The sequence below is a fragment of the Amycolatopsis sp. NPDC049159 genome (assembly GCF_040648295.1).
Lineage (GTDB): Bacteria > Actinomycetota > Actinomycetes > Mycobacteriales > Pseudonocardiaceae > Amycolatopsis > Amycolatopsis pretoriensis_A.
Genome location: NZ_JBEZDL010000007.1, coordinates 67701 through 94058, shown reverse-complemented (window position 1 = coordinate 94058; position 26358 = coordinate 67701). Strand labels below are relative to the sequence as shown.

Below are 26358 nucleotides of genomic sequence, written 5' to 3'. Positions count from 1 at the left end.
ACGTTGGCGATTCAGTTCGCGCCGGTGCCGCGCTGCACCGCGCGGACGCTCAGTGGCCGCTGGTTCGGCATGTGTTTGGCGCAGGCGTGCGCGCCGGGTTCGGGCAGCAGCACGGGGACGGTGGTGCCCGGCGGGTACACCCGCAGGCCGGTCACGGGTGTCGGGCCGCAGGGTTCGGCGTCGTAGTGGCTGACGTTGACCTGGTCGACCATGGCCGTGGCGGTCCGTCCGCGCTGCAGCATCACTACCGGTGTGGCGCCGGGGTCCCGGGCCGCGGCGTCGCCCACTTGGTGGTGGTCGCCGCCGGTGTAGTAGGACACCCCGGGGTAGCCGGTGATCCGGCAGGGTGCGCCGGTGTTGGTGAAGAGGACGGGGGCGAAGTAGTTCCCGGCGCCCATGTCGCCTTGCCCCAGTTTGACGTTGAGATCGGCGGTCGTGCACTGCTTGACCGGGACCGCGGTCGCGGACACGGGGCCTGACGTGCGGGTCGGGGCCGGGGGCGATGCGGTTGTCGGAGCCGAGGACGTTGCCGGTGGTGGTGTCGACCCGGGACCCGTGGTGGCGCTGGGGCTGGTGCCGGCTCCTGAGCCACAGGCGGTGACGGCCAGGAACGCGCCGGCGCCGAGGAGCACTGGGCGGATGTCGAACCCGCGTCTGCTCACGGTGTTCCCTTCGTCGCGCGGCGAGAGAGCGAGCGTGCCTCAGGCGTCCTGGTCGGGAGCGGGTAGCGCGAGGCGGCGGATGAGCGTGGTGACCAGCGCGCTCAGCCCGACCCAGGCAAGCGCCGCGAGGCCGTCGTTGAGCAGCGCCCGCGCTCCGGCCGAGGCCGGGGTGAACAGATCTTCGAACCCCAGCGACACCGCTCCCGACCAGCCGCGGACGAACGCCGCGATCCCGTTGGCGGGATTCGCGTCGCCCATGACCAGCACGATCCGGGCGAGCAGTACGACCGCGAACGTGCCGCAGATGATGTGCACGATCGTGCAGGCCAGCCGGACCTGCCAGATCCGGGCCCACCGCCGGTTGCCTCCCGGCGTTCCCGCTTCCGGTGGGCCGCTGGGCGGTGTCGGAGCGCGCCACCGGGGGTCGGTGCCGGGATAGGGGTCGGAATTGGTCATGGCCTTCGCCTCCGGTGCCGGAAAGCTGACGTGTACGACGAGCGTGCCGCGCCGGTGGTGGCGCCGATGCGGCCGTTGGGCCCTTCGGGGAAGGACTTCGGTGAGTCAGCGTCGTCGAGCGTGCCGACATCCGCCGGCTAACGGGGCGGTCGTTGCTTTCGCGGACGGCCGGCGGGCTGTTCGGGCAGCAACGGCACGATCTGCCCGCCGGGAAGGATCAGCGTCGGCTGCTCCCGGGTGGCGTTCCAGGCCAGCGCCGACCGGACGTTCGCGGCGGACAGCCGGGCGCGAAGCCCGATCTCCCGGACCTCCGCGTCCCTCATACCGTGCTGGCGGCTCGCCCGGCACAGCTGCCCGAACCAGAGTTCTTCGATGGTCCAACTCGCCCGAGCCTGGTCGACCAGCGACTTCAGGTGCCCGGCACTGCACGCGACGACGTATCGCCGCCCGTCCTGGGACAGGCCCACCGGGTCGATGGCCGAAGAATCGGCGACCAGCGCGCCGTGGGCGTTCGCGGCGCGGAACGGGTTTCCACAGTATTCGCAGCGGCGGCCCGGCGTCGGTGTGTCGCCGCGCGTGCTGATCGTCGTCGAGACAGAGCTGTCGACGTTCCCGGGCATTGTCGCCATCCTCGTGTGCGGGATCGCTGGTGCGCCGGGGTCCGGGGCGACGTGGGGCGGATGACCAGCCGGTGACCGGGAGGTCAGGTGCCATGGTGAAGGTTCCTCGACGGTAGCCCTGTCGCTGTGGCGGGTCTACGCCCTTGAGCGTGGGGTTGACGGGAAACAGCGGCCGTTCACCCGGTAGGAGGTAGGAGATGCGCAGGCACCTGCTTCAGCGCGTCGATCACCGTGGCCCGGCCTCGGTCCGAGGGCCCGAGGTCCTGGGCAACGGTGACTTCCGGCCATAGCTCTGCCCGGACTCGGGCGCTTGACTTGGATCACGGCCGCCGGACGGCGGCCGTCCGCCTGGACTCCGGGACGAGAACGCCGGCCCCCGCCGGCACGTCGTGACCGGAACCGATCGGCCGAGCCAAGACCCCGCTCGGGCCGGTGCACCGCGGGTGCGCCGACCGGTGCCGGTCGACGGCGGCGCCATCGGCCCACCGGGCGAATTCTCGGCTGGTGAGCCGGATGACCGTGGTGCGGCCCGCGAAGGCGGACACGTCACGCACCGCCGGAGGACATCCGGCGGCCGGGTTCCACCGACGATGGGAGATTCGCCGTGAATGGCTGGGTCATCGCCGCGATCATCGTGGTCGTGGTGCTTTTGCTGGCGCTGTCGATCCGGATCGTGAAGCAGTACGAGAAGGGTGTGTTGTTCCGGCTGGGCCGGGTCGCCGGGGTGCGTGAGCCGGGGCTGCGGTTGATCATCCCGGTCGTCGACGTGCTGCGCCGGGTGTCGCTGCGGATCGTGACGATGCCGATCCAGTCCCAAGGGATCATCACGCGGGACAACGTGAGCGTGGACGTGTCCGCGGTGGCGTACTTCCGGGTGGTGGACGCGACGAAGTCGGTGGTCGCGATCGAGAACGTGTACGCCGCGATCGACCAGATCGCCCAGACGACGCTGCGGAAGGTCGTCGGGCAGCACACCCTCGACGAGACACTGTCCGAAACAGATGCGATCAACTCCGACATCCGCCAGATCCTCGACGTCACCACGACCGAGTGGGGCGTGGAGGTCACGTTGGTGGAGCTGAAGGACATCCAGCTGCCGGACTCGATGAAGCGGGCCATGGCGAAGCAGGCCGAGGCCGAGCGGGAGAAGCGAGCCAAGATCATCAACGCCGAAGGCGAGTCGCAGGCCGCGGCGGCGCTGGGTGACGCGTCGGACACGATGATGGCGCACCCGCTGGCGTTGCAGCTGCGCAACCTGCAGAGCCTGGTGGAGATCGGCGTGGACAAGAACACCACGGTGGTGTTCCCGGCGCCGCTGATGAGCACGATCGGCGAGCTGGGCACGTTCCTGGCGCGCGAGGCCGCATCGGCCACCGCTGTGGTTCCGGTCCGGGCCAACGGCGCATCGGTTCCGGCCTCGACATGACGCACTCACGGGTCATCAGGAGAAGGAAGAGGATGGACATGGAAACCGGTTACGTGTCCCGTTACGAGCAGCGTGTGAAGCTCGTCGAGGATGTGGTGAAGGACAGTTCGCCGTTGCCGGCCGAAGAAGCGCACGCGCTGGCCATCCGGTTGCTGCGGACGCTCGAGGAGATTCCCGAGAAGGTCCGCTGAGGAGCCGTCATGGGAAACGAGACACCCGTGAAGACGGGCTCGGAGCGTCGGACGTCGCGGCTGTCGGTGAAGCCGGCCGGTTCGCCCGCCGGTTTCGTGGACGGCGCCTGGTGGCCGCGGACGGCCGACCTGGCCGCCGAGCTGCCGGATCTGCTCGCGGCCCTGGCCGGCCGGCTGGGGCTCGCCGAGCGGGTCACGTTCAACCTGGCGGCCTGGGATCCGCCGGGCCGCCGGCTGATCATCGAGGGCCGGGTGGTGCGGCCGGAAGGGTTCCGGTCGCAGCACCCGGACACGCTGACGGTGATCGGGTCCGGCGGCCGGCGGCGGCTCACGCTGCTGACCGTGCCGCCCGGGACGGAAGCCGGGATCGCCGGACAGGTGCTGAGGACGGCCTCGGAGCCGGGCAACGTCGAGAGCCCCGAGGCACTGCTGGGAGCCGACGGCATGGCATCGGCCCGGCAGCGGTGGGAAGCGGAAGGCGGCCGCCTGCGGGCATCGGCCTGAACCACGATCGGGAGGTCGGACCATGGACTCTGTCGCGTCTTCGGCTCAGCGGGAGTCGGGATGAGCTACGGCTGGTGGGCCGGCAGGCGCAACCGCCACCGCGTCAACCCCGACCTCGAGGGCGCCGAGCCCGACATCGACATCACCGCACTGGCCTTCACGGCCCGGCCAGGCCGCGCGAAGCGGGGTTTCCTGCGCTGGATGGCGAAGTACCAGGCATTCCGGTTCTTCCCGTTGCTGTCGGAAGGCCTCGACCTGCGCTGGTCGGGCATCAAGGCCGTGTGGCGCGGCGGGCTGAAGGCCCGGTGGGTTGAGGCGGCCCTGCTGACGACGCACATCGTCTGCTCCCTGACCGCGGTTTCCTGGTCATCTCGCCCAGTAAGGCGTTCGTGTCCCCTCGCGCCGAACCACAAGGGCATGCTGACCTTGACCGCGGGACACCACCTGGACTTCCTGCGCAAGCAGGTCCGCACCTCCCACAAGGTGACCGGTGGCCGCTGGGTCGACTTCGCGTTCGGCGGACTGAACTTCCAGATCGAGCACCACCCGTTCCCCAGCATGCCGCCCCGCGCTGCGCCGGGCCCAGCCGCTCGTGCAGGCGTTCTGCGTCACCAGGGGGTCAGCTACAGCGAGGGCGGTCTGCTGGTGTCCTACGGGCAGATCCTCCGCTACCTGCACGAGATCGGCGCACCCTGCGCGCGGAAGAGAGGCCGCGCGGCAAGTCATTGATCCGAACGTGGTCCGTGGCGGGACTGGGTCCTGCCACGGAGACCAGCGGTTATCCGGCCGCGTACAACGGCCGGAGGCCGCCTGGCCGGGCATGAGGCGATACGGGCGTGAGCCCGTCGACCGACGCACACGGCGGAACTCGTTCCGCCACTCCTGGAGGTTGTCATGGTGATCCTGATCGTTGTTCTGCTGGTGCTCTGGCTGATCACGGCCGTGATCGGGTTCGCGTTCAAGGGCCTGGTCTGGCTCGCCATCGTCGGCATCGTGCTGTTCGTGGGCACTGCGGTCATCGGTTTCGTCCGCCGCAACGCCTTGCGCCGTTGACGGCAGTGCGACACCAGCACGAGTGGTGGTCACCGGCGGGGAAACAGCTCTTCGACGAGCAGCTGCCCGCCACCGTCCCCGCGCGGAGCAAGGCGGCACCCGGGGGCGAGGTGGACCCGACAGTGGCCAGGTCGCCCCAGACGGAGCCGGGGTGCAGGTCGGATGCCCAGTCCACCACGCTGCCGCGATCGCCGCCGTCCTCGAAGTCCCTAACTCGGCTGAGTTCCCTGCGGGACATTCACTCATAGGCCATGTGCGTAGTACGACAAGTGAGGGAAAAATCGTGTCCTGGAGAGCACCTGACGACGAGAGCTGGCGGCGGAGCACCCTGATCACCCATCACATGGATCACCCGCCGCAAGTCAAAGCCCTCGTCGACGAGCTGTACGCGACTCAGTCCGAGAAGGGGCGCCGCGACTACGAGGCCATGATCGCCGCCGAGTACGCCGGCCCCGGCGAGCAGGTCGAGCACTACTCCTGCGGTGGCGGTGTGCTCAGCATGATCGCCCTGCCGTTGCGTGACGCGCAGACGCTGCGGCTGACTCATCTGGTCTACGGCGGCTGTACCGCCCACGAGATCCGGCAGGATCTGGTGGCTCGTGGTCTGGGTTCGCTGGCCATCACCTGGGTGTACCCGCCGGACACCGCTCTGCCCGGGGACGACGGCTAAGCCGGTGCGGAGCCGGAACGCCGTTGGTGTGTCCTTTTCCGCTGGTTGAAGAGTTCGTGCGGCCAGGCCCGGTCGTCGAGAATGGTCCGCGCGAGGTCGGCGAGTTTCAGTTTGTGACCACGCACGTGGTCCCGCAACGCGGTGAAAGCGCCGTCCATGTCGATGCCGAGGCGTTCGGAGAGCACTCCTTTGGCCTGCTCGATGAGTACCCGGCTGTTGAGCGCTGTCTGAAGCTGTTCGGCGAGAACGTCCCGCTGCCGGAGGGAGCGTTGCTGGAGCAGTCCGATGGTGGCGATGTCGACGAGCGCTTGGGCAGGGCACCGACCACCTCGTCGCGCAGTTTCATCGGCAGAGCGTCCACCGCTTCGAAGCCGGCCTCGGCGGCCGAGACGACGAACGTCGGCCAAGTCGTTCCCGCGGTGCTCAGCTGAGGGTGACTCATCCGGGTGCCCGTGCGGAAGGCCTCGAGACAGGGGCCTTCGTCGTTCTGCAGCTGGAGCAGTTCCAGCAGCCGGACCTGTTCGCTGGACGAGGCGACCAGGCGGAGCCGGCCGTGGTGGTCGGCCAGCAGCAAGCCCGCGGCGTCGACCTCGAGCAGCTCGACACAGCGGTCGACCAGCACCTGGAGGAAGGCGATCGTGTCGAAGTCGTCGACCAGGGTGTCGGCCAGCTCGACGACGGTTTCCAGGAGCCGGTTTCCGCCGGTCGGGGCGGGTTCGGGGATCGGTGGCGTCATCACTGGTCATCAAAGCCACGTGCGCGCAAGCGAACGATGGCGTCCCTGGCGCTCTTGCCCGGCTGGGCGATGATCATGCCGGTCGCAGGGTGGATTCGTGCGTCGTGCAGCGGTATCTCCTTGTCGTTCTCCGGTGTGCCGGATCGCCTCATCGATGAGCACGCCCCTCATCGGGCGTATGGGCGCCAGTGGCCGGCCCCCGGCGCGGACGAAGCTGAGACCCTGGCGCGTCGAGACCCAGGCCGGCAGCCGATCGACCTGCTCCGGGTGACCGGCGTGCGACGGGCGAGGCCGGCCAGGCCCGTTGGCGCATGCCCGGTTGCGTGCCGGCCCGGGCAAGCCGGCCCAGCCGGAGCTGCTCTTCGATCCACGCGTCCCGGCCGCGGTCGCGGAGGAGGTGGAGGTGGTCGGAACCGCAGACGTCACCGGGCGCCGGCCGTCGCACCTCGGATCGAACGGTTCCACCGCCCGCCGTTCCGCTTGTCCTTCGGGAATGTGCTTTCCCACTGTGTGCACAGCCGCCTCGACATGGGTGAAACGCGGTCCGAGCCCCCAGCCGGGGTCTGGGGCGTGCAAAGACTCGAGTCGTCTGGTCACGACCTGACCAGCTTGGCACGTCCGGTGCCGCTGGACGTTGCGGGTGCGTCGTGGTGACCCTCGAGTGCGCCCTCACGGGTCGCGGCTGCCTTGGGGCGCCCTGGTGAGCTCCCCGTCAAGGGCCGGCGGGGCTCGCGGGTGCCGGTGTTCCGGTGGGCTCCATCGGGGCCGGGGCGCCGGGCTCGTCGCCGCCGGTGTCAAGGCGGAACGGCGGGTACCGGTCGGTCATCAGTGAGGCGTAAACCGCGACGCGCAGGCCCCAGCGCTGGATGCCGACGATGAAGTCGAACAGCGAGCGGGGGTAGCGGCCGGTGAAGGTCAGGGTGATCGCCGCGATGAGGACGAGCAGGCCGACGAGGCTGCCGCCCCAGGCCCAGCTGCGGTCGTCGAGTCCCCACGCCGCGCCGGTTCCGCCGCCGATCAGGATCGCGAGGACGAGGTAGTGCGGGATGGCGAGCAGCCACCACTTGACCAGCACCAGCCCGCGGGAGAGCCGTTCGGGGTACTCGACGCTCAAGGTGGCTGGGTAGCCGGGTTCTTCGCGGAGGCTGAACGGCGGGTAGCGGTCGGTGCCGAGGACGCCGTAGCCGTAGTAGGCCACCCGCCAGCTCCACCGCAGGACCCCGACGTTGAAGTCGAAGATCTTCCGCGGGTACCGGGCGGTGAACAGGATCGCGAAGAACGCCACGACGCTGAGCACCCAGAACGCGGCCCACAGCGCGATGAGCACCAGCACGTGCGGGACGAGCAGCAGCCACTTCACCAGCCAGAGCCCGCGTGACAGCGGGTCGTCCAGCGCTGCCTGGACGCGTACGGGGTAGGTCCGGTCCGGCGTACCGGGATGTCGGGGATCCGGGCGGATCGTTTCGGTCATGGTCTGCCTCAATTCTGTACGTTGTACAATAACTGTACGCTGTACAGAACCATTCCGATACGACGAAGCGGGGAGGAAAAGTGGACAAAAGGGGTCGCCCGGGTCCCCGGCGGACTCTGAGTGAGCTGGCCATCCTCGACGCGGCACTGGCCCTGCTCGCCGAACGCGGTGCGGACGCGGTCACGATCCGGGGGATCGCGGCCCGGGTCGGTGTCGCGCCCAACGCGGTGTACACCTATTTCCCGGACAAGGCGGCGGTGGTGCGGGGTCTGGCGGAGCACTTGCTCGGCCGCGTCGACCACGACCGGTTCACCGAGCCGTCGCAGCCGTGGCGGGACCGCGTCCGAGCTCTCTCGCTCGAACTGCGGGCGGAGTTGCTGGCCCATCCCGGGTCGGTGCACCTCATGCTCGGCCACCCGCCCGACGGCCCCCACACGCGGGCCGTGCGCGAAACCCTGCTGGCCGTCCTGGCCGACGCCGGCCTGGGGCCGGGGGACGCCGCCGATGCGTCCCACCTGATCAACGTGCACATCCTCGGCTCGGTCGCGTTCGAAGCCGCCGCGCCACCGGAGGGTCCCGCCGTCGCGACGGCCCGGTTTCGCTGGGGCCTGGAGCGGCTGCTCGACGGACTCGTCGCGTACGCCGGTCCCGCCGGCGCCGAACGGTCCGTCTCGCGCTGAGCGACGGCGTGGTCATCGCTGCCCGGGTTTCCCGAGCCGGTGGGGCGGGTGCTCGGCCGGTGACAGGTCGGGCGTCCGATCGGCGAGGGTGAGCAGTTCGGCGTAGCGGCCCAGCGTGCGTTCGCTGACGCGGCGGTAGAACTCCGGGAGGGCCGCGGTCCGGCCTTCGTGGAAGGCCAGGAACTGCGGATCGGAGCGCAGCATTCCCAGGATGCGCCGGAAACTCGCGATGTCGGAGCGGAAGCCCGCGGTGCGCGCCCGGTGGACGTAGCCGATGACGCGGTTGGACGTGGTCCGCAGGCGCCGTCGCAGCATCGCGGGGGATGCGGCGTGCGTGTAGAGCTCGATGAGCTTTCCGTAGTAGGTGATCGGGTCGTAGTGCTTGATCGTCGTCACCAGGTAGGGCGCGTAGTAGAAGTTGAACGGCATGGTGGCGAGGATCCGGCCGGCGGCGGTGAGTTCGTCGTGCAGCGGGGTGCCGCCGAAGGGCACCGGGATGTTGATCGTCGGATAGGCGAACGGGGTCAGGTCCATGAACCGCTTGGTCAGCTCGACGGGTTCGTCGCCCTGGTCGGTGTCGAGCCCGAACATGAAGTTCGCTTGCAAGTAAGGCACGTTCTCGGCCAATTGCGCGAAGTGCGCGGCGACGCGTTCGACCTTCGCGGTCCCGCCGGTCCGGCCGACACCGGCTTTGTTCGAGTAGTCGGTCCAGGATTCGACGCCCGGCGCCACCATGGCGCAGTTCGTTTCCTTGAGCCGCCGGGGCCGGTCGCCGCGCAGCACCGTGAGCGAGCTTTCGATGATGTAGGGCGGCCGTTCGCCGGGAGGCTGGGCTTCCAGTGTTTCGAAGACCTGGTCGAACTTCACGGCGAAGTTGGGGTCGTGGAACACGATCAGCCGGTTCGGCAGGTGCCGGGCCAGGTACCGCAGGTCGGCCTCGAGCCGGTCGGCCGGGAGCGGTCGGTAGGTGCTGTTCCAGTCGATGCAGAAGTCGCACCGGTAAGGGCACCCCATGCTGGCGAGCATGGGCACCGCCGACAGCATCAGCGGTTTGCGTCCCCAGAAGAAGGCCGACGCGCGGATTTCCGGCATCCGTTCTTCGACGGTCGGCACGTCGTCGAACGGGCGGGCGGCCGAGATGACGGTGCCCGGGTCGAACTGCCCGGAAAGGATGTCGGTGACCAGCTCCGGGTCGCATTCGCGGACGACCAGGTCGAAGAACCGCAGGCAGTCCACCGGGAACGCCTTGGTGTGCGGGCCGCCGATCACCGTGCGGACACCGGCTCGGCGGTAGAGCTTCGCCAGCGCGTAGGCGAGGTGGCTGACCTGCGTGTAGCAGGAGATGAACACCACGTCCAGGTCGGTGGGCAGCAGGCGGTGCGGCCGGCCGACGCCGTAGTAGGTGGCGTAGAAGGTCTCGTGCCCCTGCCGGCGGCACCAGACCGAGATGGCCTGCGGCGTGATGCTCGCGTACTGCTTGGTGATGAACAGCTGGTAGGCGAAGTCCACCGGGCGCCGCGCAGGTGGACCGAGAAGATCGAGGATTCCGACTCGCACGGCGTTGTCCTCTCGGAAAGCCGGCCGGGCCGGCCGGAACGACGATCAGCGAGAAGCTGATGGCGGCGTTACCGGGGACTGGGGCGAACGCGGCGATCAGGGCTGACTATACGCCCGGGCCGGCTTCGAACCAGGCGCCGCTGAAGAGATCGGCGCAGCCTGCGTCGCGCGCAAGAAAGCCCGGCCGGGCGTTGCTTGTCCGGCACGTCTTCTCGGCGCGTAGGCTGACCGCGAGTGCCCCGGACCCCGGTGCGACGACCAGTCGACCCGAGGGGCCTGTCATGGCACGCGTCGAGTTCGCCCGTCAATGCCTGCCCACCCGTCAGCCCGCCTCCGTGGACCGGCTTGGAGGCGTCACGCGCTCCCGGAACGGTGAGCCGCGATGACCACCCGGGTGGGTGTCGAGCCGGCCGCCTCCGCGGAACCGCAACCGGACGCCCGGGAACCCGTCGCGCGGTTGCTGCGCGACCTCCGTACCACCACCGAAGGGCTGACCTCGCGGGAAGCCGCCCGCCGGTTGCTGGCACGGGGCCCGAACGAGCTGCCGTCGCACCGGTCCCGGCAGTGGCCGCTCGCCCTGGTGCGCCAGGTGATCCACCCGCTCGCGCTGCTGCTCTGGGTGGCGGCGGGCCTGTCGTGGCTCGCGGGCACCACCAGCCTGGCGTACGCGATCGTCGGGGTGATCGTGCTCAACGGCGTCCTCGCCTTCGTCCAGGAACAGCAGGCCGAGCGGGCCGTCGACGCGCTCGGTGCGTACCTGCCGGCGCAAGCGTCCGTGCTGCGCGACGGCCGGCCAAGGCCTGTGCCGGTGCGGGAACTGGTCCTGGGCGACGTCCTGCTGATCGCCGAGGGCGACCGGGTCCCCGCGGACGTCCGGCTCGTCGACGGCGTACTCGAGGTGGACGCCTCGATGCTGACCGGCGAGCCGGGGCCGGTGACCCGCACGGCGGACGCGGTCGACGACGCCGATCGTGCCCTCGACTCGCCGGTGCTGGTGTTCAGCGGCACCGCCTGCGTCGGCGGTGCCGCCCGGGGCGTGGTCCACGCCACCGGACGGCACACCGAGATCGGGCGGATCGCCGCGCTGACCGCGGGGGTCGGCCACGAGGAGAGCCCGCTGGAACGGCAGGTCCGGCGGGTGGCCTGGCTCATCGCCGGCGTCGCGCTCGCCGTCGGGATCGGCTTCCTGCCGCTGGGCGTCGCGGCGGGCCTGTCGTGGCCGGCCGCGTTCGTGTTCGCGATCGGCCTGCTGGTGGCGAACGTGCCGGAAGGGCTCCTGCCGACGATCACGCTGGCGCTGGCCGGTGGGGTGCGTTCGATGGCGAAGTCCGGCGCGCTCGTCAAACGGCTGTCCGCGGTGGAAACACTCGGGTCGACGACCGTGATCTGCACGGACAAGACCGGGACGTTGACCCGCAACGCCATGCACGTCGTGGAGGCGCATGACGCGGCGGGGGAGCCACTGACCGGATCGATGCCACTGGCCGAGACCCTCGCGCGGTGCAGCACCGCCGATCTCGGCTCGCGCACCGGGGATCCGACCGAGCTGGCCCTGCTCGACTTCGCCGCGGCGAGCGGTGCCCGGCTCGACGCGTCCACCCGGGACGCCGACCGGCTGGTGCTGTATCCGTTCGACCCGCGGCTCAAAATGATGTCCACAGTGGACGGATCGCGCACCGGGCCCCGGATGCGCGACACGAAGGGTGCGCCCGAGCAGGTCGTTCCGCGCTGCCTGACCGCCCTCGACGCGGCCGGTCACGAGGTCGGCCTGACCGCGCCGCGCCGGGCCCGGATCACCGCGCTCGTGGACGAAATGGCCGGCCGCGGGCTCCGGGTGCTGGCCGTCGCCGACGGACCGGTGCCCGGCGAGGTCCCGCTCACCCGCGACGCGGCCGAATCCGGGTTGCGCCTGCTCGGTCTCGTCGGGCTGGCCGACCCGCCGCGCCCGGAAGTCGCCGGCGCCGTCGCGGCGTGTCACTCGGCCGGGATCACCGTGCACGTGGTGACCGGGGACAACGGGCTGACCGCGGCGGAGATCGCGCGCCAGGTGGGGATCCGCGTGAGCCGCGTCATCGACGGCGGCGAACTGCTCGCGATGCCGGAAGCGGAGCTGGACGCGGCGCTGGCGACCGGGGAGGAGCTGGTGTTCGCCCGCGTGGCGCCGGAGGACAAGCTGCGGATCGCCGACGCGCTGCGCCACGGCGGCGCGGTCGTCGCGATGACCGGCGACGGCGTGAACGACGCGCCCGCGCTCCGGCGGGCGGACATCGGCGTCGCGATGGGGGCCGGCGGGACGGACGTCGCCAAGGAGGCGGCGACCGTCGTGCTCACCGACGACAACTTCGCCACGATCGTCGCGGGCGTCCGCGAAGGCCGCCGGGTCTACGACAACGTCCGAAAGTTCGTGCTCTACATCTTCGCGCACGCCGTCCCCGAAGTGCTGCCGTTCCTGCTGTTCGCGATCTCGGGCGGAGCGATCCCGCTGCCGCTGACCGTGCTGCAGATCCTGGCGATCGACCTCGGCACCGAAACCCTGCCCGCACTCGCCCTCGGGCGGGAGCCGGCCGAACCGGGCTTGATGGACCGCCGTCCCCGCAGCCGGTCCGAGGGAGTCGTCTCCGGGCGGATGTTGCTGCGCGCCTGGGGAATCATGGGCCTGCTCTCCGGAATCCTGGTGCTGGCCGCCTTCTTCGCCGTCCTGTACGAGGCGGGCTGGCACTACGGCGCCGACGTCTCGGCCGGGACCCCGCTGCACCACGCCTACCTGCAGGCCACCACGGCGAGTTTCGCCGCCATCGTGTTCTGCCAGCTCGGTACCGCCTTCGCCGCGCGCACCCAGCGGGCGTCGCTGCGTTCGGTCGGGCTCACCACGAACCGGCTGCTGCTGGCCGGCCTGGTCTTCGAGCTGGCGTTCGCCGCGGTCCTGATCTACGTCCCGGCGCTGCAGCCGGTGTTCGGCACCGCCGCGCTGCCCGCCTGGGTGATCGCGCTGCTGCTGCCGATGCCGCTGCTCGTGTGGGGAGCCGACGAGCTGTTCCGCTGGGCGGGTCGCCGGCACGCCGGGGGTGTCCGATGAGAGTGCTCACGGTGAACCCGGGCTCGTCGAGCGTCAAGCTGTCGGTCGTCGAGGACGGCCGGGAGGTGGACCGGGTCACGGTCGGCGCCGCGTCCGCCGCCCAGGCCCGGCAGCCGCTGGCCGGCCTGGTGGTCCGGCGGCATCCGATCGACGCGGCCGGGGTGCGGTTCGTGCACGGCGGCTTGAGCACCGACCCGGTCCCGCTGGACCACGCGGAAACCGCGCGGCTGACCGCGTTGACCCCGCTGGCGCCGCTGCACCAGCCGCTGTCGCTGGAACTGGCCGCGGTGGTCGCCGAGATCGTGCCGGGACCGGTGTACGCCTGCTTCGACACCGCCTTCCACGCCCGGATGCCGGAAGCCGCGGCGCACTACGCGCTGCCGAGGAGCTGGGTTCGCGAGCACGAGCTGCGGCGCTACGGCTTCCACGGTCTCTCCTGCGCGTCCGCCCTGCGCCGCACGGCCGAGCTGCTCGACCGGGAACCCACCGGGCTGCGGCTGGTCTGCTGCCACATCGGGGCCGGCGTTTCGGTGACCGCCGTCCGCGACGGCCACGGCGTGGACACGTCGATGGGCTTCACCCCGCTGGAAGGGGCGGTGATGGCCACCCGCTCCGGCAGCGTCGACCCGGGCCTGCTGCTGTACCTGCTGCGCTCCGGCGTCACCGACGCGGCCGGCCTCGACGACGCGCTCGACCGGGGGAGCGGCCTGGCCGGGATGACCGGCACCGGCGGTGACGTGCGGGACGTGCTGACCGCGCGGGACCGCGGCGACCCGGACGCCCGCACCGCGATCGAGGTCTACCTGCACCGGCTGCGCCGGGAGATCGGCGCGATGGTGGCGTCTTTGGACCGGCTGGACGCGCTGGTGTTCACCGGCGGCGTCGCCGAACACCAGCCGGCCTTGCTGGCCGAGCTCTGCGAGCGGCTGGGGGTCTTCGGGGTGCGAACCGATTCCGGGCGCTTGGCCGCTGAAGGCGACCGGGAGGTCGGCCGGGCGCCCGGGGCCGTGCGGGTGCTGGTCGTGTCCGCGCGGGAGGGCCTGGAGATCGCCCGGCAGACGACCCTGGCGATGGCCGCCCGGGCCGCGGGTGCCGGTGGACCTCGCGATCGGTGACGAACGGCCGCAGCGCGCCCGGCGGGCACGCCCCTAGCGTGAAGGCCGACGGAAGAGGAGTTCGATGCAAGCACGCGACATCATGAGCAGCCCCGTCGTCACCGTGACCCCGGGCATGACGGTGAAGTACGCCGCGAACCTGTTGTCCGCCCACGGCTTCACCGCGCTCCCGGTCCTCGACGACGACGGCCGGCTCGTCGGCGTGGTGACCGAGGCTGACCTCGTGCGGGACCGGTTCCCGCGCGACGCCCGGTACCACCCGGCCGACGGCACCGGCCCGGACGAGCCGCCCGAGCCACCGGCCGGGACCGTCGGCGGCGTGATGACCACCCCGGCGGTCGGGATGGGCGCGGGCACCGACGTGGTCGACCTGGTGCGCGTCCTGCTCGAAGACCGGATCCGCAGCATGCCGATCGTCGACGGCGCGCACGTCGTCGGCATCGTCACCCGGCGCGACCTCGTCCGGGCGCTCGCCCGCGACGACGAGGTCATTTCGGCCGACGTGCGCCACCAGCTGTCGATCTACGGCGGGCCGGGGCGCTGGACCGTCGCGGTGCACGGCGGCGAGGTCGAGGTCGTGGACGCGTTCGACGACGAGACCGACCGGCACGTCGCGACCGTGCTGGCGCAGGCCGTGCCCGGGGTGACCGCGGTCCGCGTGAGCGGCACCAGCCCGGCCGGCTGACCGGCCGGCCCCGACCCACCTGGCGGAAGGCCACGGCGATGCAGCAGACCACGACCTCGACCGGCACCACGACCACGGCTCCGGCGTACGAGGAGCACGAGCGGGACCTGGACCTGAGGTGGTGGGCCGCGGCGAACTACCTGACCGCCGCCCAGATCTACCTGCAGGACAACCCGCTGCTGCGCGAGCCCCTTTCAGTGGAGGACATCAAGCCGCGCCTGCTCGGGCACTGGGGCACCAGTCCCGGGCTGTCGATGATCTACACCCTGCTCAACCGGCTCATCCGCGACACCGGCGCCGACTGCGTCTACGTCGCCGGTCCGGGCCACGGCGGGCCGGCCCTGCTCGCGAACGCCTACCTCGAAGGCACCTACGGCGAGGCGTACCCCGCCGTCTCCGCCGACGTCGCCGGGCTGACCCGGCTGGTGCGGCAGTTCTCCACGCCCGGGGGCGTGCCGAGCCACGTCGGCGTCCAGACGCCCGGCAGCATCCACGAGGGCGGCGAACTCGGCTATTCCCTGGCCCACGCCGCGGGCGCCGCGTTCGACCACCCGGACCTGATCGTGGCCTGCGTGGTCGGGGACGGTGAGGCGGAGACCGGGCCGCTGGCGGGGTCCTGGAAGATCCCCGCCTTCCTCAACGCCCGCCGCGACGGTGCCGTGCTGCCGATCCTGCACCTCAACGGGTACAAGATCGCCGGGCCCACCGTGCTCGGCCGGGCCGACGACACCGACGTTCTCGGGTTGCTGACGGCGCAGGGCTGGGACCCGGTCGTCGTGGCCGGGGACGACCCCGCCGCGGTGTTCACGGACCTGCACCACGCCCTGACCGCGGCACACGACCGGATCCGGGACAACCAGCGGCGGGCGCGCACGGGCTCGGCCGAGCCGTTCCGGCCGGTCCGCTGGCCGGCGATCGTCCTGCGCACGCCGAAGGGCTGGACCGGCCCGACGATCGTCGACGGTGTCGTCGTCGAAGGCACGTTCCGGGCGCACCAGGTACCGCTGACCCTGGTCCGGGAGGACGTCGGACACTTCCGGTTGCTCGAGCGGTGGCTGCGGTCCTACGCCCCGGAAACCCTGTTCGACGCCGCCGGACGGCTCGTCCCGGAACTGAGGGCGCTCGCCCCCGCAGGTGACAAGCGGATGTCCGCCAGCCCCTACGCCAACGGCGGCCGGCTGCTGCGGCGGCTCGACATCCCCGCCCTGGCACCGTATTCCGTCAGCGTTCCGGCGCCCGGTGCCGTGCACCACGGCAACACCCGTCCGTTCGGTGAGCTGCTGCGCGACGTCTACCGCGCCAGTACCCGGGAATCCGACGGCGGCGGCACGTTCCGGTTGTTCTGCCCGGACGAAACGGCCAGCAACCGGCTCGGTGCCGTCTTCGAGGCCACCGACCGCTGCCTGCAGGCGCCGATCCTCACCACCGACGACCACGTCTCACCCGAAGGCCGGGTCATGGAGGTGCTCTCGGAGCACCTGTGCCAGGGCTGGCTGGAGGGGTACTTGCTGTCGGGCCGGCACGGTGTGTTCGCGACCTACGAAGCGTTCGCGATGGTCTCGGCCTCCATGCTGATCCAGCACGCCAAGTGGCTGCAGCACGCCGCGGACCTGCCGTGGCGGCGTTCGGTCGCATCACTCAACGTGTTGTTGACCTCGACGTGCTGGCGCAACGACAACAACGGTTTCTCGCACCAGGGACCGGGCCTGATCGACATCGCCATCCCGCTGGCGCCCGCCGTCGTGCGCGTCTGGTTCCCGCCGGACGCCAACACCACCCTGTCGGTGGCGGAGCAGTGCCTGCGCAGCCGCGACCACGTCAACCTGATCGTCGCGGACAAGCAGGAACACCTGCAGTACCTCGACCTCGAGGAGGCGGCCGCCCATTGCGCCGCGGGAGCGTCCACCTGGGACTGGGCCGGCACCGAAACGACCGATGGCGAACCCGACATCGTGCTCGCCGCCGCCGGTGACGTGCCGACGCTGGAGGTCCTGGCCGCGGCCCGGCTGCTCCGCGACTACGTCCCGTACCTGCGGGTGCGGGTGGTCAACGTGGTCGACCTGATGGGCCTGCTCCCGCCCGCCGACCACCCGCACGGGTTCGGCGAGCGGAAGTTCGAGCGGCTGTTCACCGCCACCACCGACGTCGTGTTCGCCTTCCACGGCTACCCCCGGGCCGTGCACCAGCTGCTGCACGGCCGCCCCGAGCCGGGCCGGTTCCACGTCCGCGGTTACACCGAGCAGGGCACCACCACGACGCCGTTCGACATGGTCGTGCTCAACCGGATGAGCCGCTACCACCTCGCCCTCGAAGCACTGCGCAGGTCCGCCCGGGTCCCCGAAGGCGGCGCGGCGCTGGCCGAGCACTGCCACGCCATGCTGACCCGTCACCACGGCTACATCCGTGCACACTTCGAGGACATGCCGGAAATCCGCGGCTGGACCTGGGCCGGCTGACCGGACGCCGGGTCGGCCCGGGACGGGTCGGGAACGGCGGCCCACGAGCCGTGGATCACCCGCATTCGCCTGCCCGGAAAGGAAGTTGGGCTGAACGATCAGGCTCACCGGTACCGGGGCGCGGTATGCTGAGGAGGACAGCGCCGAAGTGCCGAGTCCCCGCTCTTGCGACGACCGACAGCCGATGACTGAACGTCCGCACCGGACCCGTGCAGTGTCCGACGTGGCGGGAGCCGGACGGCGATGCTTGGAGCGAATCCATGAACCTCAGCGCGCTGGCCACCCGCCGTCGTCACGGCCTCGCAGCGGAACCGTTGGTCCTGGTCATGTTCGGCCCGCACGGGACACCGTCGCTCCCGGCCGGGCTGAAGCTGTCGGAGGAGCTGATCGGCCGCACCGCGATCCTGGCCCTGGACGGCGAATTCGACCTGTACACCGCGCCCGAGGTCGACCTGGCCCTCGACCTGATCCTGCGCCGGGCCCCGCGGCGGCTGGTGGTGGACCTTTCGCAGGTCAGTTTCCTGAATTCGGCGGGACTCGAGGTGCTGCTCGGCTGCCACCGGCGCGCCGCACCGCAGACCGATCTTCGCATCGTGGCGGCGACGCGATCGACGTGGCGGTTGCTGCAAATCGCCCGGCTGCACGAAACCCTGGTGATCCACACCTCGCGCGCGGCCGCCGTCGCCGCTCCGGTGTCCAGGGATCCGCGCACCTGGTCGCCGTGACCGTCGTCTCCGGTACCTCGTTCCGCCGATCAGGAAGCACGACAAGGGCTCGTGGCCGAGCCCGAGCCGGTATTGCGCCGGCGTCCCGCGTCTGCTTGCTGTTGTCCCGGTCGCTGCGCGCGTCGATCACGGCGTTGGCCGCGCGAGGTGAACGCCGAGCAGCAGCCCGCTGCGTGGCCGCGCACTCGAGCACCACACCACGGAGCACCGCGTAGGTGCGGAGGTCCAAGACGGCCGCCGGGCGGACTGCTACGAGATCAACGACGTCTCATCACCGCTTGGCTTGTCGCGACTGGTGATCGCCGGGCTGACGATCGCCGCGAGGCGCAGCTTGGTCTCGTCCTCGCTGCCGGGCGCGGCGCTCATGATCACGATCTTCAGCTCGGAGTCGCCGTCGGTCAGCACGTCGCAGTCCACCGTGACCGGGCCCACCGCAGGGTGTTCGATCGTCTTGTGGTCTTCACGATGAGCGGTCACCGTGCCGGTCGCCCACAGTTCGGCGAAACGCCGATTGCCCTTGTGCAGGAGGCGGATCAGCTCGGCCAGGCGCTGGTCACCGGGGAAGCGTCCAGTGGCGCGGCGCAGGTCGGACACGACGGCCGCGTCGGTGGCGTCACTGTCTACTTCGGACACCGGCCAGAGCGTGAGGTGTGCTGGACCGGCGTTGACCGGGAACCTGTCGCGGGCGAAGTTCCGCAGGTGCGGAGGCGATGAAGCGGGGTGCCCGAGCAGCGCGGCCCAGCCGGGGTTCCACCAGATCAGCTGCCAGTCGGCCGCGAAGACGGCGACCGCGACGTCACCCAGCCGGGTGAGTACCCGGCGGACGCCGGGCGGGATGTGGTCGGAGATCGCGCCGTCCGCCGGTGGCGCGAGGCGGGCCAGCCGGTACAGGTGTTCACGCTCGGCGGTGGACAGCTGCAAGGCGCGCGCCAGCGCCGCGACCACCGGCGCCGAAGGTGTCGTGGCCCGCCCCTGCTCCAGGCGCACGACGTAGTCGACCGACACGCCGGCGAGCTCGGCGAGCTCCTCGCGGCGCAGCCCGGCCGCGCGGCGCGTCCGGCCGGCCGGCAGCCCCGCGGCCGAGGGCGGCAGCCGATCCCGCCACGTGCGGATCATCGCACCGAGCTCGGTGCCGGAAGCAGGGGTCACGACGTCCATCTTCCCGCAGCCGCGGCCGCCCGGCCGGGTAAGAGGGTGGTACTGCTGTTCCTACCGTCGAGGCGTCCCTGGCCGGGGCGCCGTGAGCGGACGAAGGTGGATTCCATGACGATCACCTTCATCACCGGAGCGAACAAGGGGCTGGGCCGCGAGACCGCCCGCCGGCTCGTCGAACTCGGCCACACCGTGCTGGTCGGCGCCCGCAACGCCGAACTGGGCGCCGAAGCCGCTACGGCGCTCGGCGCGCGGTTCGTCCCCATCGACGTGACCGACGACGCTTCCGTCGCCGCCGCGGCGGCGAACGTCGCCGGTCACGAGGGCTCGATCGACGTCCTGATCAACAACGCCGGCGTCAACGGCCCGGTCGGCGACCCCAGCGCCCTGACCGCGGCGGACGCCTTCGGGGTCTTCGACGTCAACCTGGTCGGCGTGGTCCGGACGACCACGGCGTTCCTGCCGCTGCTGCGCCGGTCGGCGGACCCGGTCATCATCAACGTCAGCAGCGGGCTCGGCTCCCTGGCCATCACCCACGACCCGGCGCGGATCGAGTCGAAGGTCATCGCGCCGCTCTACACCGCCTCGAAGGCGGCGCTGACGATGTTGACCACCCAGTACGCCAAGGCGCTGACCGACGTTCGCGTCAACGCCGTCGACCCCGGCTACACCGCGACCGACCTCAACGGCCACAGCGGGCCGCAGACCGTGACCGAAGGCACGGACGCCATCGTCGGCCTCGCGACCGAGAAGCCCGGCGCCCCCTCCGGGCGCTTCGTCGACCGGGACGGCGTCATCGCCTGGTCCTGAGCCAGGCCGCGGCCGACGGTGACCTGCTGGGTCTGGGTGAACCCGGCGAACACTGCTTCCAGTGGCACCTCACGGCCGCTGTCCTCGTCCCCGCCGTCGGACCGCGACCACCTGCCCGCCTGGTCCGGGGCGTGCGACCACACGTGGGCCGCGAGCCCGTGATCGCGTTCGTCGGCCATGCCAATCGCGCTCCTCGCGGTCCCGGCGCGGGATGACCACCAGGACGGGACGGGACCGAAGATCTCCTCCCGAGCGAGCCGGAAATCGTTGCGGGTCGCGGCGAACACCCTCGTCGAACTGCTTCTCGTCGAGCACCCGTGCCCGGGTCGCCGGCCGGCCACGCCGGACTGTCAGCCCGGCCCGCCGGTGAGCAGTGGCAACCGCGCCGCTATTGCCTCGTGAGCACCCACGGCATGAGTTTTCCGGCGAGCGCCCGGGTGAACGGGCGAACCAGTGCCTGCAGTTCGGCGCAGGCGGACTCGCCGATGTGCGCGTAGGGAGTCACGCTGTTCTCGTCGGTCGCTTCTTCGATTTCCGCTCGGCGGACCGCGCCCGCGGGCGTGAACGCCGGGTCGGCGTCGCCGGTGAGCCAGTCTCGCTCACGGAGGCGGGCGGCGGCCCGGTTCCAGTCCCCTTCGGACCACGACCGGGAGGTGCGCAACGTCTCGGCGGGGACGGCGCCGGAAGCAGCGTGGGTGAGGAGGGCTTCGATGCCGTCCAGACGTGCCGTCAGCAGGGCCGCGATGTGCGCGTCGCCGCGGTACTCCCGGAGCAGGGTCTGCGCGTGCCACAGGACCAGATGGGGCTCGGTGGGCCACGGCAAGGCCGCGTGGGCGGCGAAAAGGGGCCGGCCGATGACATCGCCGGCGACCGTTTCGGCGGCCTCGCGCGCCAGAGCGGCGGCCCGGCGCATCTCCGGCGAGCCGGTCGCCTCGCCCAGGATGCCGCGCAACGCCCGGTCGGCCGCGGCGTACCGCGCGGCCAGGACGGCGTCCGGGTCGGTGGTGGACCAGGCGGCGGTGATCGACGCCCGGACGAGGGCCGGGTTGAAGTTGTAGAAGGTCGCGACCACGACCGGCGCCGGGACCGCGCCGAGCGCCGCCGACCTCGACGCGAAATAGCCGGCGCGGCCGGTGAGACCGAGCTTCTCGTACGCGGCAGCGGCTTCCGGGGCGAAGTAGATCATTCCGTGGTAGGGCTCGAGGAGTCGCCAGGTCCGGCGCGCCGCTTCGATCACGCGGGCAACATACCATCCGGTCGGTACGGCGTGGGTCGCCTTTCACCCGGGCAAGGTGGCTTTCGAAGTCACGGTTCGCAGTGCGCCTCGCAGCAGCCGGGCGATCTGGGGGGACGTCCAGCCGGTGCGGATGGCGAGTTCGGCCGTCGTGAGGTGGTCCACCGCCGTCGACCACAAGGCGAAGCGCTGGCGAGGCGGTAGCTGCGTCACCTCGTCGAGCAGCACCGCGTCCCGCAGTGCCGCGTCCAGCCGTGGCCGGTCGATCCGCCGGCCCAGTTCGGTGCGCAGCTGCATCAGGACGCGCGCGCGCACCTGCCGCCCGGCGTCCGCGACCGCTCGTGAGTCGGTGGCATCCGGCTGTGCGCAAAGGATCCGGCTGCACAACGTGGCACTCCGCCGGCGGGAATGGCCGGTCTGGCACGCGACCCGGTAGACCAGCGTCAGCATCCGGCCGGGCAGGTCGACCTCCGCGGGCTCCCACTCCGGCACCGGGCGCGTCGGCGAGGGCCGGGAGTGGCTCTCGGTCGTCATCCGGTCACCTTCGGCCGCGCTGAGTCCGCCGGCAGGTGCTCCAGCAGCCAGACGAGTTCCGCGGCGTCGATGATCCCGGCGTCCGCGGCGCGGACCCAGGCATCGGCTGCTCGCCGGGTGAACTCGCGCGTGAGGAGGGCTTTGGTCGTGTGCTGGACGCTGGTCATCGGCTGCTCCCGGTGGGCGGGTGACGCGGGTTCGGCCACCGGGGTCCGGGGTTGCCGTGACGTGTTGTTCTCCCGAATCCTAGGCCCGCTTCCGCGGGCAAGCGTATCGGCGTTTCGCCTCGCGGCCGGGTTCAGCCGAATAGACCAGTGGTGCCACCGGGGAGCCCGCAGATTGGTCTCTTCGGCGCAGTTGATGTGACACACGGCCCTAGCTGTCACCCCTGCCTCGACCGGATGCTGGGGACACGGAGAGCAACACGCGGACGGCGGGTGGAGTCGTCGCACCGCCTCCGCGTCGCTGGGGGCTCAGTCGCACGTCGTGCTCGCGCCTCCGAGAATCTCCGGCCCCTGAACGATTCCTGGTTCACGAGTGCATGAAGGAGTCATCGTGGTCACCCACCACTATCCGCGTGGTCCGGATCTGTTCGCCGGACTCGGTTCCGGCAAACGTCAGCAGGCCCGCGCCGTCGAGGCGAACCGTCGCGCCGATCCGGTGTTCGTCGATCCGAGCGGGCGCCGGCGGCTGCTGGTTCGCGGTTCGGCCGGGGTACTGGCCGTCGCGGGGGTCGCGTTCATCGCGGGTACCGGGCTGTTGCTGGCCAACCAGCCGGCGACGTCCGCCGCCGGCGACGTCGAGTCCAATTCCGCGCCAGGCGTCCTGCCGGCCGTCCCGGGTGCGGGGCGACAGCCGGCCGCCGGTGCGGGAAAGCAGCAGCCGCCGGGGACGGGCTGGAATCCCGGCCCGCAGATCGCCATACCCGCGAACGTCCTTCCCCTGTCCGCGGTAGCGGGCGGCGCCGTTCCGGGAGGACAGCAGCCCGCAGGCGGTGCGCAGAGTGGCACGAGCGGGCCCGCGGCGGCGCAGCCGCAGGCGGGGAACCAGGCGGCCGCCGTCCCGGCGCCGGTGAACCGGGCCGATCCCGTTCAGCCGGCCCGACCCGTGGCCGTGGTCCCGCCGGTGGTGGTGGTTCCGCCCGTGGCCGTGCAGCCACCCGCCCCGGCGGTGGTGGCGCCGGTCGTGTCCGTCGTCCCACCCGTGCTCGAGGTCGTCGGTGGTGTGGTCGCACCCGTGACCGGGGCGGTCGGGTCGCTTCTCGGTAACCTGCTGTGACCGGGCGCCGGAGGTGGCGAGGCCGCCTCCGGCTGCCTTGGGTGTTCGCGGGCATCGCGGTGGCCCTGCTGTCGGTGATGCTGGTCATCGCGGGGCTGGCGAGCTCTCAGGTCAGCAACGACGCCAAAGCGCACGACCCGGTGGGCACCTCGTCGGTGCCCGCCGCCGTGATCGACGGTGGCGCGGTGGTCGACGCGGCCCGGTCTCCGGTGGTCTCGCGGGCACCGGCCGCCAAGACCGTCGCACTGACCTTCGATGACGGCCCCGATCCGACCTGGACGCCCCAGATCCTCTCCATCCTGCGCAAGCACCAAGTGCCCGCGACCTTCTTCGTGGCCGGCTCGATGGCATCGCGCCATCCGGAACTGCTCCGCAGGATCCACGACTCCGGTTCGGAGATCGGGCTGCACACCTTCACCCACCCCGACCTGGTGGACGTCTCCCCGTGGCGGCTGGACCGGGAGCTGGACCAGACGGAAATGGTGCTCGCCGGCAGCACCGGCCTGACCACCAACCTCTTCCGCCCGCCGTACTCCTCCAGTGTCTCCGCGGTCGACGACCTCGGCTACCGCACCGTGCAGTCGGCTGCGGCGCGCGGCTACCTCAGCGTTTTCACCGACACCGACAGCGACGACTGGGCGCGGCCGGGGGTCGCCGCGATCGTGCACAACGCCACACCGCCCTCGGACGCGGGTTCCATCGTGCTGCTGCACGACGCCGGCGGCGACCGGTCCGAGACGGTCGCGGCGCTGGACCTGCTGATCCCGCGCCTGCAACAGCAGGGCTACCACTTCGCCACCGTCACCGCCGCGGTCGGGATGGCCCCGGCCAACCAGCCCGCCACCGCGCGGGACCGGGTGACCGGCGAGATCCTGCTGGGCGCCATCGGCGTTTCCCTCACCGTGGTCGCCTGGCTGCAGTGGATCCTGCTGGGCGTCGGCGTACTGGTGATCCTCCGGCTGCTGCTGATGCTCGGCTACGCGGGCAGGCACGCCCGGCAGCGCCGCCATCCGCGCTGGAGCTGGGGACCCCCGGTGGCCGAACCGGTCTCGGTCGTCGTGCCCGCCTACAACGAGTCGGCCAACATCGAAGTGGCGCTGCGGTCCATCCTGGCCAGTGACCACCCGGTGGAGGTCGTGGTCGTCGACGACGGGTCCACCGACGGCACGGCCGATCTCGTCGAAGCGCTCGCCCTCCCCGGGGTACGGGTCCTCCGCCAGCGCAACCAGGGCAAGGCGGCCGCGCTGAACGCCGGGATCGCGCACGCCCGGTACGACCTCATCGTCATGGTCGACGGCGACACCGTGCTCGAACCCACCGCCGTCCGGCGTCTGGTGCAACCCTTCGCCCGGCCCGGGATCGGGGCGGTGTCCGGCAACGTGAAGATCGTCAACCGCGACACCTTCCTGACCAGGCTGCAGCACATCGAGTACGTCATCGGGTTCAGCGTGGACCGCCGCATGCACGACCTGACCGGGTCGATCTGCACGATCCCGGGTGCCGCGGGCGCGTTCCGGCGTGCCGCCATCGCCGATGCCGGTGGCCTGAGCTCGCTGACCCTGGCCGAGGACACCGATCTGACCATCGGGATCGGCCGGGCCGGCTGGCGGATGGCCTATGTGGACGATGCGGTCGCCTGGACCGAGGCCCCGGCGACCCTGCGGCAGCTGTGGCAGCAGCGGTTCCGCTGGACCTACGGCACGATGCAGTCGGTGTGGCGGCACCGCCGGGCGGTCGTCCAGCGGGGCACGGCGGGCCGCCTGGGCCGGTTCGGGCTCCTGCACGTCCTCGCGTTCCAGATCGTGCTGCCGGTGACCGCGCCGCTGATCGACGTCTTCTTCGTCTACGGCTTGTTCTTCCTCGATCCCGGGACGACGCTCGTGCTCTGGCTGTCGGTGATGCTGCTGCAGAGCGCGGGCGCCGCGTACGCCTTCCACCTCGACGGCGAGCCGAAGAGTGCGTTGTGGCTGATCCCGATGCAGCAGCTGGTTTACCGCCAGCTGATGTACGTGGTCCTCATCCAGTCGCTGGGCGCGGCGGTGTCCGGGATTCTCGTGCGCTGGCAGCGGATGCACCGCATCGGTGCGCTGCGGGCGACCGTGCGGGCCGGGGTGGCGCCCGCCGAGCCGGTCGAGCCTCGGGTCGCTCCGGCCGCCGAACCCCCGCCGCCGGGGCGCCGTGACCGGTGGCTCGACAGCCTGCGCGCGGTCGCGCTGGTGCGGGTCGTGCTCTACCACGCCACGGGCTGGGGGTGGCTGAGCCTCGCCTTCCCGTCCATGGGCGTGATGTTCGCGCTCGGCGGTTCCCTGATGGTGAGCTCACTGCGCCGCACACCCGCGGTGGACGTCGTCGGCCACCGCATCCGCCGGCTGTTGCCCCCGCTGTGGCTCTTCGGCCTGGTCGCGGTCGGGCTGATGCTCGCGCACGGCTGGGCCCGGGACACCGGCGACCTCGCCCTGAGCTGGCCGCGGATGGTGCTCTGGGTGTTCCCGATCCTGGACCCGCCCGGCAGTCTCTGGGGTGCGGACTTCACGGTGGCGCTGTGGTACCTCCGCGCCTACCTGTGGTTCGTGCTGCTCAGCCCGCTGCTGCTGCTCGCGTTCCGCCGCCGGCCGGTCGTCACCGTGCTCGCCCCGCTGGTCTTCGTCGCGGTGGACGCCGTACTGGGCTCCCCGCTGGCCGATTCGGGGCCGGTCGGCGAGGGGGTGCTGGACTTCGTCACCTTCGGGGCGTGCTGGATGCTGGGCTTCGCCCACCGGGAAGGGTTGCTCCGCCGGATTCGTCCGGCCGTGCTGGCGGGACTGTTCGCTGCCGCGGTGGGGCTGGGCGCCTGGTGGACGGCGGGGCACCCGCTGCCGGACGGGACGTTCGACCTCAACGAGATCCCGCTCGGGCAGGCGCTGATCTCCGCCGCCGCGATCCTCGTGTTCCTGCGGGTGTCGCCCAAGCTCGCCTGGCTGGACCGGACGCCGGTGCTCGGCCGGCTGGTGACCGTGCTCAACGCGCGTGCGGTGACGATCTACCTGTGGCACAACGTCGCCATCGACGTTTCCTATCCCGTCGACGACTGGCTCGGCTGGTCTTCGCTGCCGGTTCGGCTGGCGACATCGGCCGTCCTCACGGCCGTGGCCGTGCTCGCCTTCGGCTGGGTCGAGGACCTGGCGGCCCGCCGTCCCCCGCGGCTCGTTCCCGGTGGCCGCCGGAAGCCGGTCGTTCCCGCGGTCGTTCCGGCGGGCGTCTGACGATCCTCGTGGTGTCGATCTTGTC

At 71.4% G+C, this 26358-nt stretch carries 25 protein-coding genes and 2 pseudogenes; 15 read left to right on the top strand and 12 right to left on the bottom strand.

The features are described from left to right. Positions 1-11: 11 nt before the first annotated feature. The 3 genes from AB0B33_RS15115 to AB0B33_RS15105 form a co-directional block, all read right to left on the bottom strand. On the bottom strand, positions 12-470 hold the full coding sequence (locus AB0B33_RS15115) for a DUF4232 domain-containing protein (protein WP_360771424.1): 459 nt from the start codon (positions 468-470) through the stop codon (positions 12-14). 231 nt (positions 471-701) lie between these two features. Then, positions 702-1118 (bottom strand): hypothetical protein, encoded by a 417-nt coding sequence (locus AB0B33_RS15110; protein ID WP_360771421.1) that lies wholly within the window; start codon positions 1116-1118, stop codon positions 702-704. A 137-nt stretch (positions 1119-1255) separates the two neighbouring features. Then, the gene (locus tag AB0B33_RS15105; RefSeq protein ID WP_360771419.1) at positions 1256-1738 is read right to left on the bottom strand and encodes a hypothetical protein; all 483 of its coding nucleotides are present in this window, start codon (positions 1736-1738) and stop codon (positions 1256-1258) included. Positions 1739-2342: 604 nt separating this feature from the next. Here AB0B33_RS15105 and AB0B33_RS15100 point away from each other — a divergent pair. The 6 genes from AB0B33_RS15100 (at position 2343) to AB0B33_RS15075 (ending at position 5582) form a co-directional block, all read left to right on the top strand. Further along, on the top strand, positions 2343-3164 hold the full coding sequence (locus AB0B33_RS15100; protein WP_360771416.1) for a slipin family protein: 822 nt from the start codon (positions 2343-2345) through the stop codon (positions 3162-3164). 32 nt (positions 3165-3196) lie between these two features. Beyond that, a complete protein-coding gene (locus tag AB0B33_RS15095; RefSeq protein ID WP_360771413.1) occupies positions 3197-3355 on the top strand; it encodes a DUF6307 family protein in 159 nt (52 codons plus the stop codon). A gap of 9 nt (positions 3356-3364) precedes the next feature. Next, on the top strand, positions 3365-3859 hold the full coding sequence (locus AB0B33_RS15090; protein WP_360771410.1) for a DUF5994 family protein: 495 nt from the start codon (positions 3365-3367) through the stop codon (positions 3857-3859). A 6-nt stretch (positions 3860-3865) separates the two neighbouring features. After that, complete coding sequence (locus tag AB0B33_RS15085; protein ID WP_360772024.1) at positions 3866-4588, top strand: fatty acid desaturase; 723 nt, start codon at positions 3866-3868, stop codon at positions 4586-4588. A gap of 165 nt (positions 4589-4753) precedes the next feature. Further along, positions 4754-4912 (top strand): hypothetical protein, encoded by a 159-nt coding sequence (locus AB0B33_RS15080; RefSeq protein WP_360771407.1) that lies wholly within the window; start codon positions 4754-4756, stop codon positions 4910-4912. A gap of 343 nt (positions 4913-5255) precedes the next feature. Beyond that, positions 5256-5582 carry a hypothetical protein gene (locus tag AB0B33_RS15075; RefSeq protein ID WP_360771404.1) on the top strand — a complete coding sequence of 109 codons (327 nt, stop codon included), beginning with the start codon at positions 5256-5258 and terminating at the stop codon, positions 5580-5582. Here AB0B33_RS15075 and AB0B33_RS15070 read toward each other — a convergent pair. The 3 genes and pseudogenes from AB0B33_RS15070 to AB0B33_RS15060 all read right to left on the bottom strand — a co-directional run. Continuing rightward, on the bottom strand, positions 5579-5767 hold the full coding sequence (locus AB0B33_RS15070) for an ANTAR domain-containing protein (protein WP_360771401.1): 189 nt from the start codon (positions 5765-5767) through the stop codon (positions 5579-5581). The genes AB0B33_RS15075 and AB0B33_RS15070 overlap by 4 nt on opposite strands. Next, entirely contained in the window at positions 5689-6318 is a 630-nt protein-coding gene (locus AB0B33_RS15065; RefSeq protein WP_360771398.1) for a GAF domain-containing protein, read from the bottom strand. The genes AB0B33_RS15070 and AB0B33_RS15065 overlap by 79 nt, the downstream gene beginning before the upstream one ends. 754 nt (positions 6319-7072) lie before the next feature. Continuing rightward, positions 7073-7789: pseudogene (locus AB0B33_RS15060) on the bottom strand (DUF4389 domain-containing protein); the annotation flags it as partial. 80 nt (positions 7790-7869) lie between these two features. Here AB0B33_RS15060 and AB0B33_RS15055 point away from each other — a divergent pair. Continuing rightward, complete coding sequence (locus tag AB0B33_RS15055; RefSeq protein WP_360771395.1) at positions 7870-8469, top strand: TetR/AcrR family transcriptional regulator; 600 nt, start codon at positions 7870-7872, stop codon at positions 8467-8469. 12 nt (positions 8470-8481) lie between these two features. Here the strand turns inward: AB0B33_RS15055 and AB0B33_RS15050 are convergent, their stop codons facing one another. After that, a complete protein-coding gene (locus AB0B33_RS15050; protein ID WP_360771392.1) occupies positions 8482-10026 on the bottom strand; it encodes a radical SAM protein in 1545 nt (514 codons plus the stop codon). Between the two features lie 382 nt (positions 10027-10408). Between AB0B33_RS15050 and AB0B33_RS15045 the strand changes: the two genes are divergently transcribed. The 5 genes from AB0B33_RS15045 (at position 10409) to AB0B33_RS15025 (ending at position 18083) form a co-directional block, all read left to right on the top strand. Then, on the top strand, positions 10409-13102 hold the full coding sequence (locus AB0B33_RS15045) for a cation-transporting P-type ATPase (protein WP_360771389.1): 2694 nt from the start codon (positions 10409-10411) through the stop codon (positions 13100-13102). Further along, positions 13099-14217 (top strand): acetate kinase, encoded by a 1119-nt coding sequence (locus tag AB0B33_RS15040; protein ID WP_360771386.1) that lies wholly within the window; start codon positions 13099-13101, stop codon positions 14215-14217. Before AB0B33_RS15045 ends, AB0B33_RS15040 begins: the two co-directional genes overlap by 4 nt. A gap of 64 nt (positions 14218-14281) precedes the next feature. Beyond that, positions 14282-14902: a CBS domain-containing protein gene (locus AB0B33_RS15035; protein ID WP_360771383.1), complete on the top strand. Its 621-nt coding sequence runs from the start codon at positions 14282-14284 to the stop codon at positions 14900-14902. A 38-nt stretch (positions 14903-14940) separates the two neighbouring features. After that, complete coding sequence (locus tag AB0B33_RS15030) at positions 14941-17358, top strand: phosphoketolase family protein (protein WP_360771380.1); 2418 nt, start codon at positions 14941-14943, stop codon at positions 17356-17358. A gap of 260 nt (positions 17359-17618) precedes the next feature. Further along, positions 17619-18083: an STAS domain-containing protein gene (locus AB0B33_RS15025; protein ID WP_360771377.1), complete on the top strand. Its 465-nt coding sequence runs from the start codon at positions 17619-17621 to the stop codon at positions 18081-18083. A gap of 249 nt (positions 18084-18332) precedes the next feature. Here the strand turns inward: AB0B33_RS15025 and AB0B33_RS15020 are convergent, their stop codons facing one another. Further along, entirely contained in the window at positions 18333-19241 is a 909-nt protein-coding gene (locus AB0B33_RS15020; RefSeq protein WP_360771374.1) for a helix-turn-helix transcriptional regulator, read from the bottom strand. A 105-nt stretch (positions 19242-19346) separates the two neighbouring features. Here AB0B33_RS15020 and AB0B33_RS15015 point away from each other — a divergent pair, with 105 nt between their 5' ends. Then, a complete protein-coding gene (locus tag AB0B33_RS15015) occupies positions 19347-20045 on the top strand; it encodes an SDR family NAD(P)-dependent oxidoreductase (RefSeq protein WP_360771371.1) in 699 nt (232 codons plus the stop codon). Between the two features lie 113 nt (positions 20046-20158). Here the strand turns inward: AB0B33_RS15015 and AB0B33_RS15010 are convergent. From AB0B33_RS15010 to AB0B33_RS14995, 4 genes and pseudogenes are all read right to left on the bottom strand, one after another. After that, a pseudogene (locus AB0B33_RS15010) lies at positions 20159-20332 on the bottom strand (aldehyde dehydrogenase family protein); the annotation flags it as partial. Between the two features lie 101 nt (positions 20333-20433). After that, positions 20434-21282, bottom strand: a complete 849-nt coding sequence (locus AB0B33_RS15005; protein WP_360771368.1) for a hypothetical protein — start codon at positions 21280-21282, stop codon at positions 20434-20436. A gap of 42 nt (positions 21283-21324) precedes the next feature. Continuing rightward, a complete protein-coding gene (locus AB0B33_RS15000; protein WP_247022021.1) occupies positions 21325-21813 on the bottom strand; it encodes a hypothetical protein in 489 nt (162 codons plus the stop codon). Further along, entirely contained in the window at positions 21810-21980 is a 171-nt protein-coding gene (locus tag AB0B33_RS14995; RefSeq protein ID WP_247022022.1) for a hypothetical protein, read from the bottom strand. The genes AB0B33_RS15000 and AB0B33_RS14995 overlap by 4 nt, the downstream gene beginning before the upstream one ends. Positions 21981-22368: 388 nt before the next feature. On the opposite strand from AB0B33_RS14995, the gene AB0B33_RS14990 reads away from it, so the two are divergent. Further along, positions 22369-23091, top strand: a complete 723-nt coding sequence (locus AB0B33_RS14990) for a hypothetical protein (protein WP_360771364.1) — start codon at positions 22369-22371, stop codon at positions 23089-23091. Positions 23092-23132: 41 nt separating this feature from the next. After that, the gene (locus AB0B33_RS14985) at positions 23133-26333 is read left to right on the top strand and encodes a glycosyltransferase (RefSeq protein ID WP_360771361.1); all 3201 of its coding nucleotides are present in this window, start codon (positions 23133-23135) and stop codon (positions 26331-26333) included. Positions 26334-26358 lie beyond the last annotated feature (25 nt).

Excerpts from the sequence above, each read along its gene's own strand:
- AB0B33_RS15110 (WP_360771421.1), bottom strand. The coding sequence starts at position 1,118 with ATGACCAATTCCGACCCCTATCCCGGCACCGACCCCCGGTGGCGCGCT.
- AB0B33_RS15105 (WP_360771419.1), bottom strand. The coding sequence starts at position 1,738 with ATGCCCGGGAACGTCGACAGCTCTGTCTCGACGACGATCAGCACGCGC.
- AB0B33_RS15095 (WP_360771413.1), top strand. The coding sequence starts at position 3,197 with ATGGACATGGAAACCGGTTACGTGTCCCGTTACGAGCAGCGTGTGAAG.
- AB0B33_RS15090 (WP_360771410.1), top strand. The coding sequence starts at position 3,365 with ATGGGAAACGAGACACCCGTGAAGACGGGCTCGGAGCGTCGGACGTCG.
- AB0B33_RS15080 (WP_360771407.1), top strand. The coding sequence starts at position 4,754 with ATGGTGATCCTGATCGTTGTTCTGCTGGTGCTCTGGCTGATCACGGCC.
- AB0B33_RS15075 (WP_360771404.1), top strand. The coding sequence starts at position 5,256 with ATGGATCACCCGCCGCAAGTCAAAGCCCTCGTCGACGAGCTGTACGCG.
- AB0B33_RS15065 (WP_360771398.1), bottom strand. The coding sequence starts at position 6,318 with ATGACGCCACCGATCCCCGAACCCGCCCCGACCGGCGGAAACCGGCTC.
- AB0B33_RS15045 (WP_360771389.1), top strand. The coding sequence starts at position 10,409 with ATGACCACCCGGGTGGGTGTCGAGCCGGCCGCCTCCGCGGAACCGCAA.
- AB0B33_RS15040 (WP_360771386.1), top strand. The coding sequence starts at position 13,099 with ATGAGAGTGCTCACGGTGAACCCGGGCTCGTCGAGCGTCAAGCTGTCG.
- AB0B33_RS15035 (WP_360771383.1), top strand. The coding sequence starts at position 14,282 with ATGCAAGCACGCGACATCATGAGCAGCCCCGTCGTCACCGTGACCCCG.
- AB0B33_RS15030 (WP_360771380.1), top strand. The coding sequence starts at position 14,941 with ATGCAGCAGACCACGACCTCGACCGGCACCACGACCACGGCTCCGGCG.
- AB0B33_RS15025 (WP_360771377.1), top strand. The coding sequence starts at position 17,619 with ATGAACCTCAGCGCGCTGGCCACCCGCCGTCGTCACGGCCTCGCAGCG.
- AB0B33_RS15020 (WP_360771374.1), bottom strand. The coding sequence starts at position 19,241 with ATGGACGTCGTGACCCCTGCTTCCGGCACCGAGCTCGGTGCGATGATC.
- AB0B33_RS15015 (WP_360771371.1), top strand. The coding sequence starts at position 19,347 with ATGACGATCACCTTCATCACCGGAGCGAACAAGGGGCTGGGCCGCGAG.
- AB0B33_RS15000 (WP_247022021.1), bottom strand. The coding sequence starts at position 21,813 with ATGACGACCGAGAGCCACTCCCGGCCCTCGCCGACGCGCCCGGTGCCG.
- AB0B33_RS14995 (WP_247022022.1), bottom strand. The coding sequence starts at position 21,980 with ATGACCAGCGTCCAGCACACGACCAAAGCCCTCCTCACGCGCGAGTTC.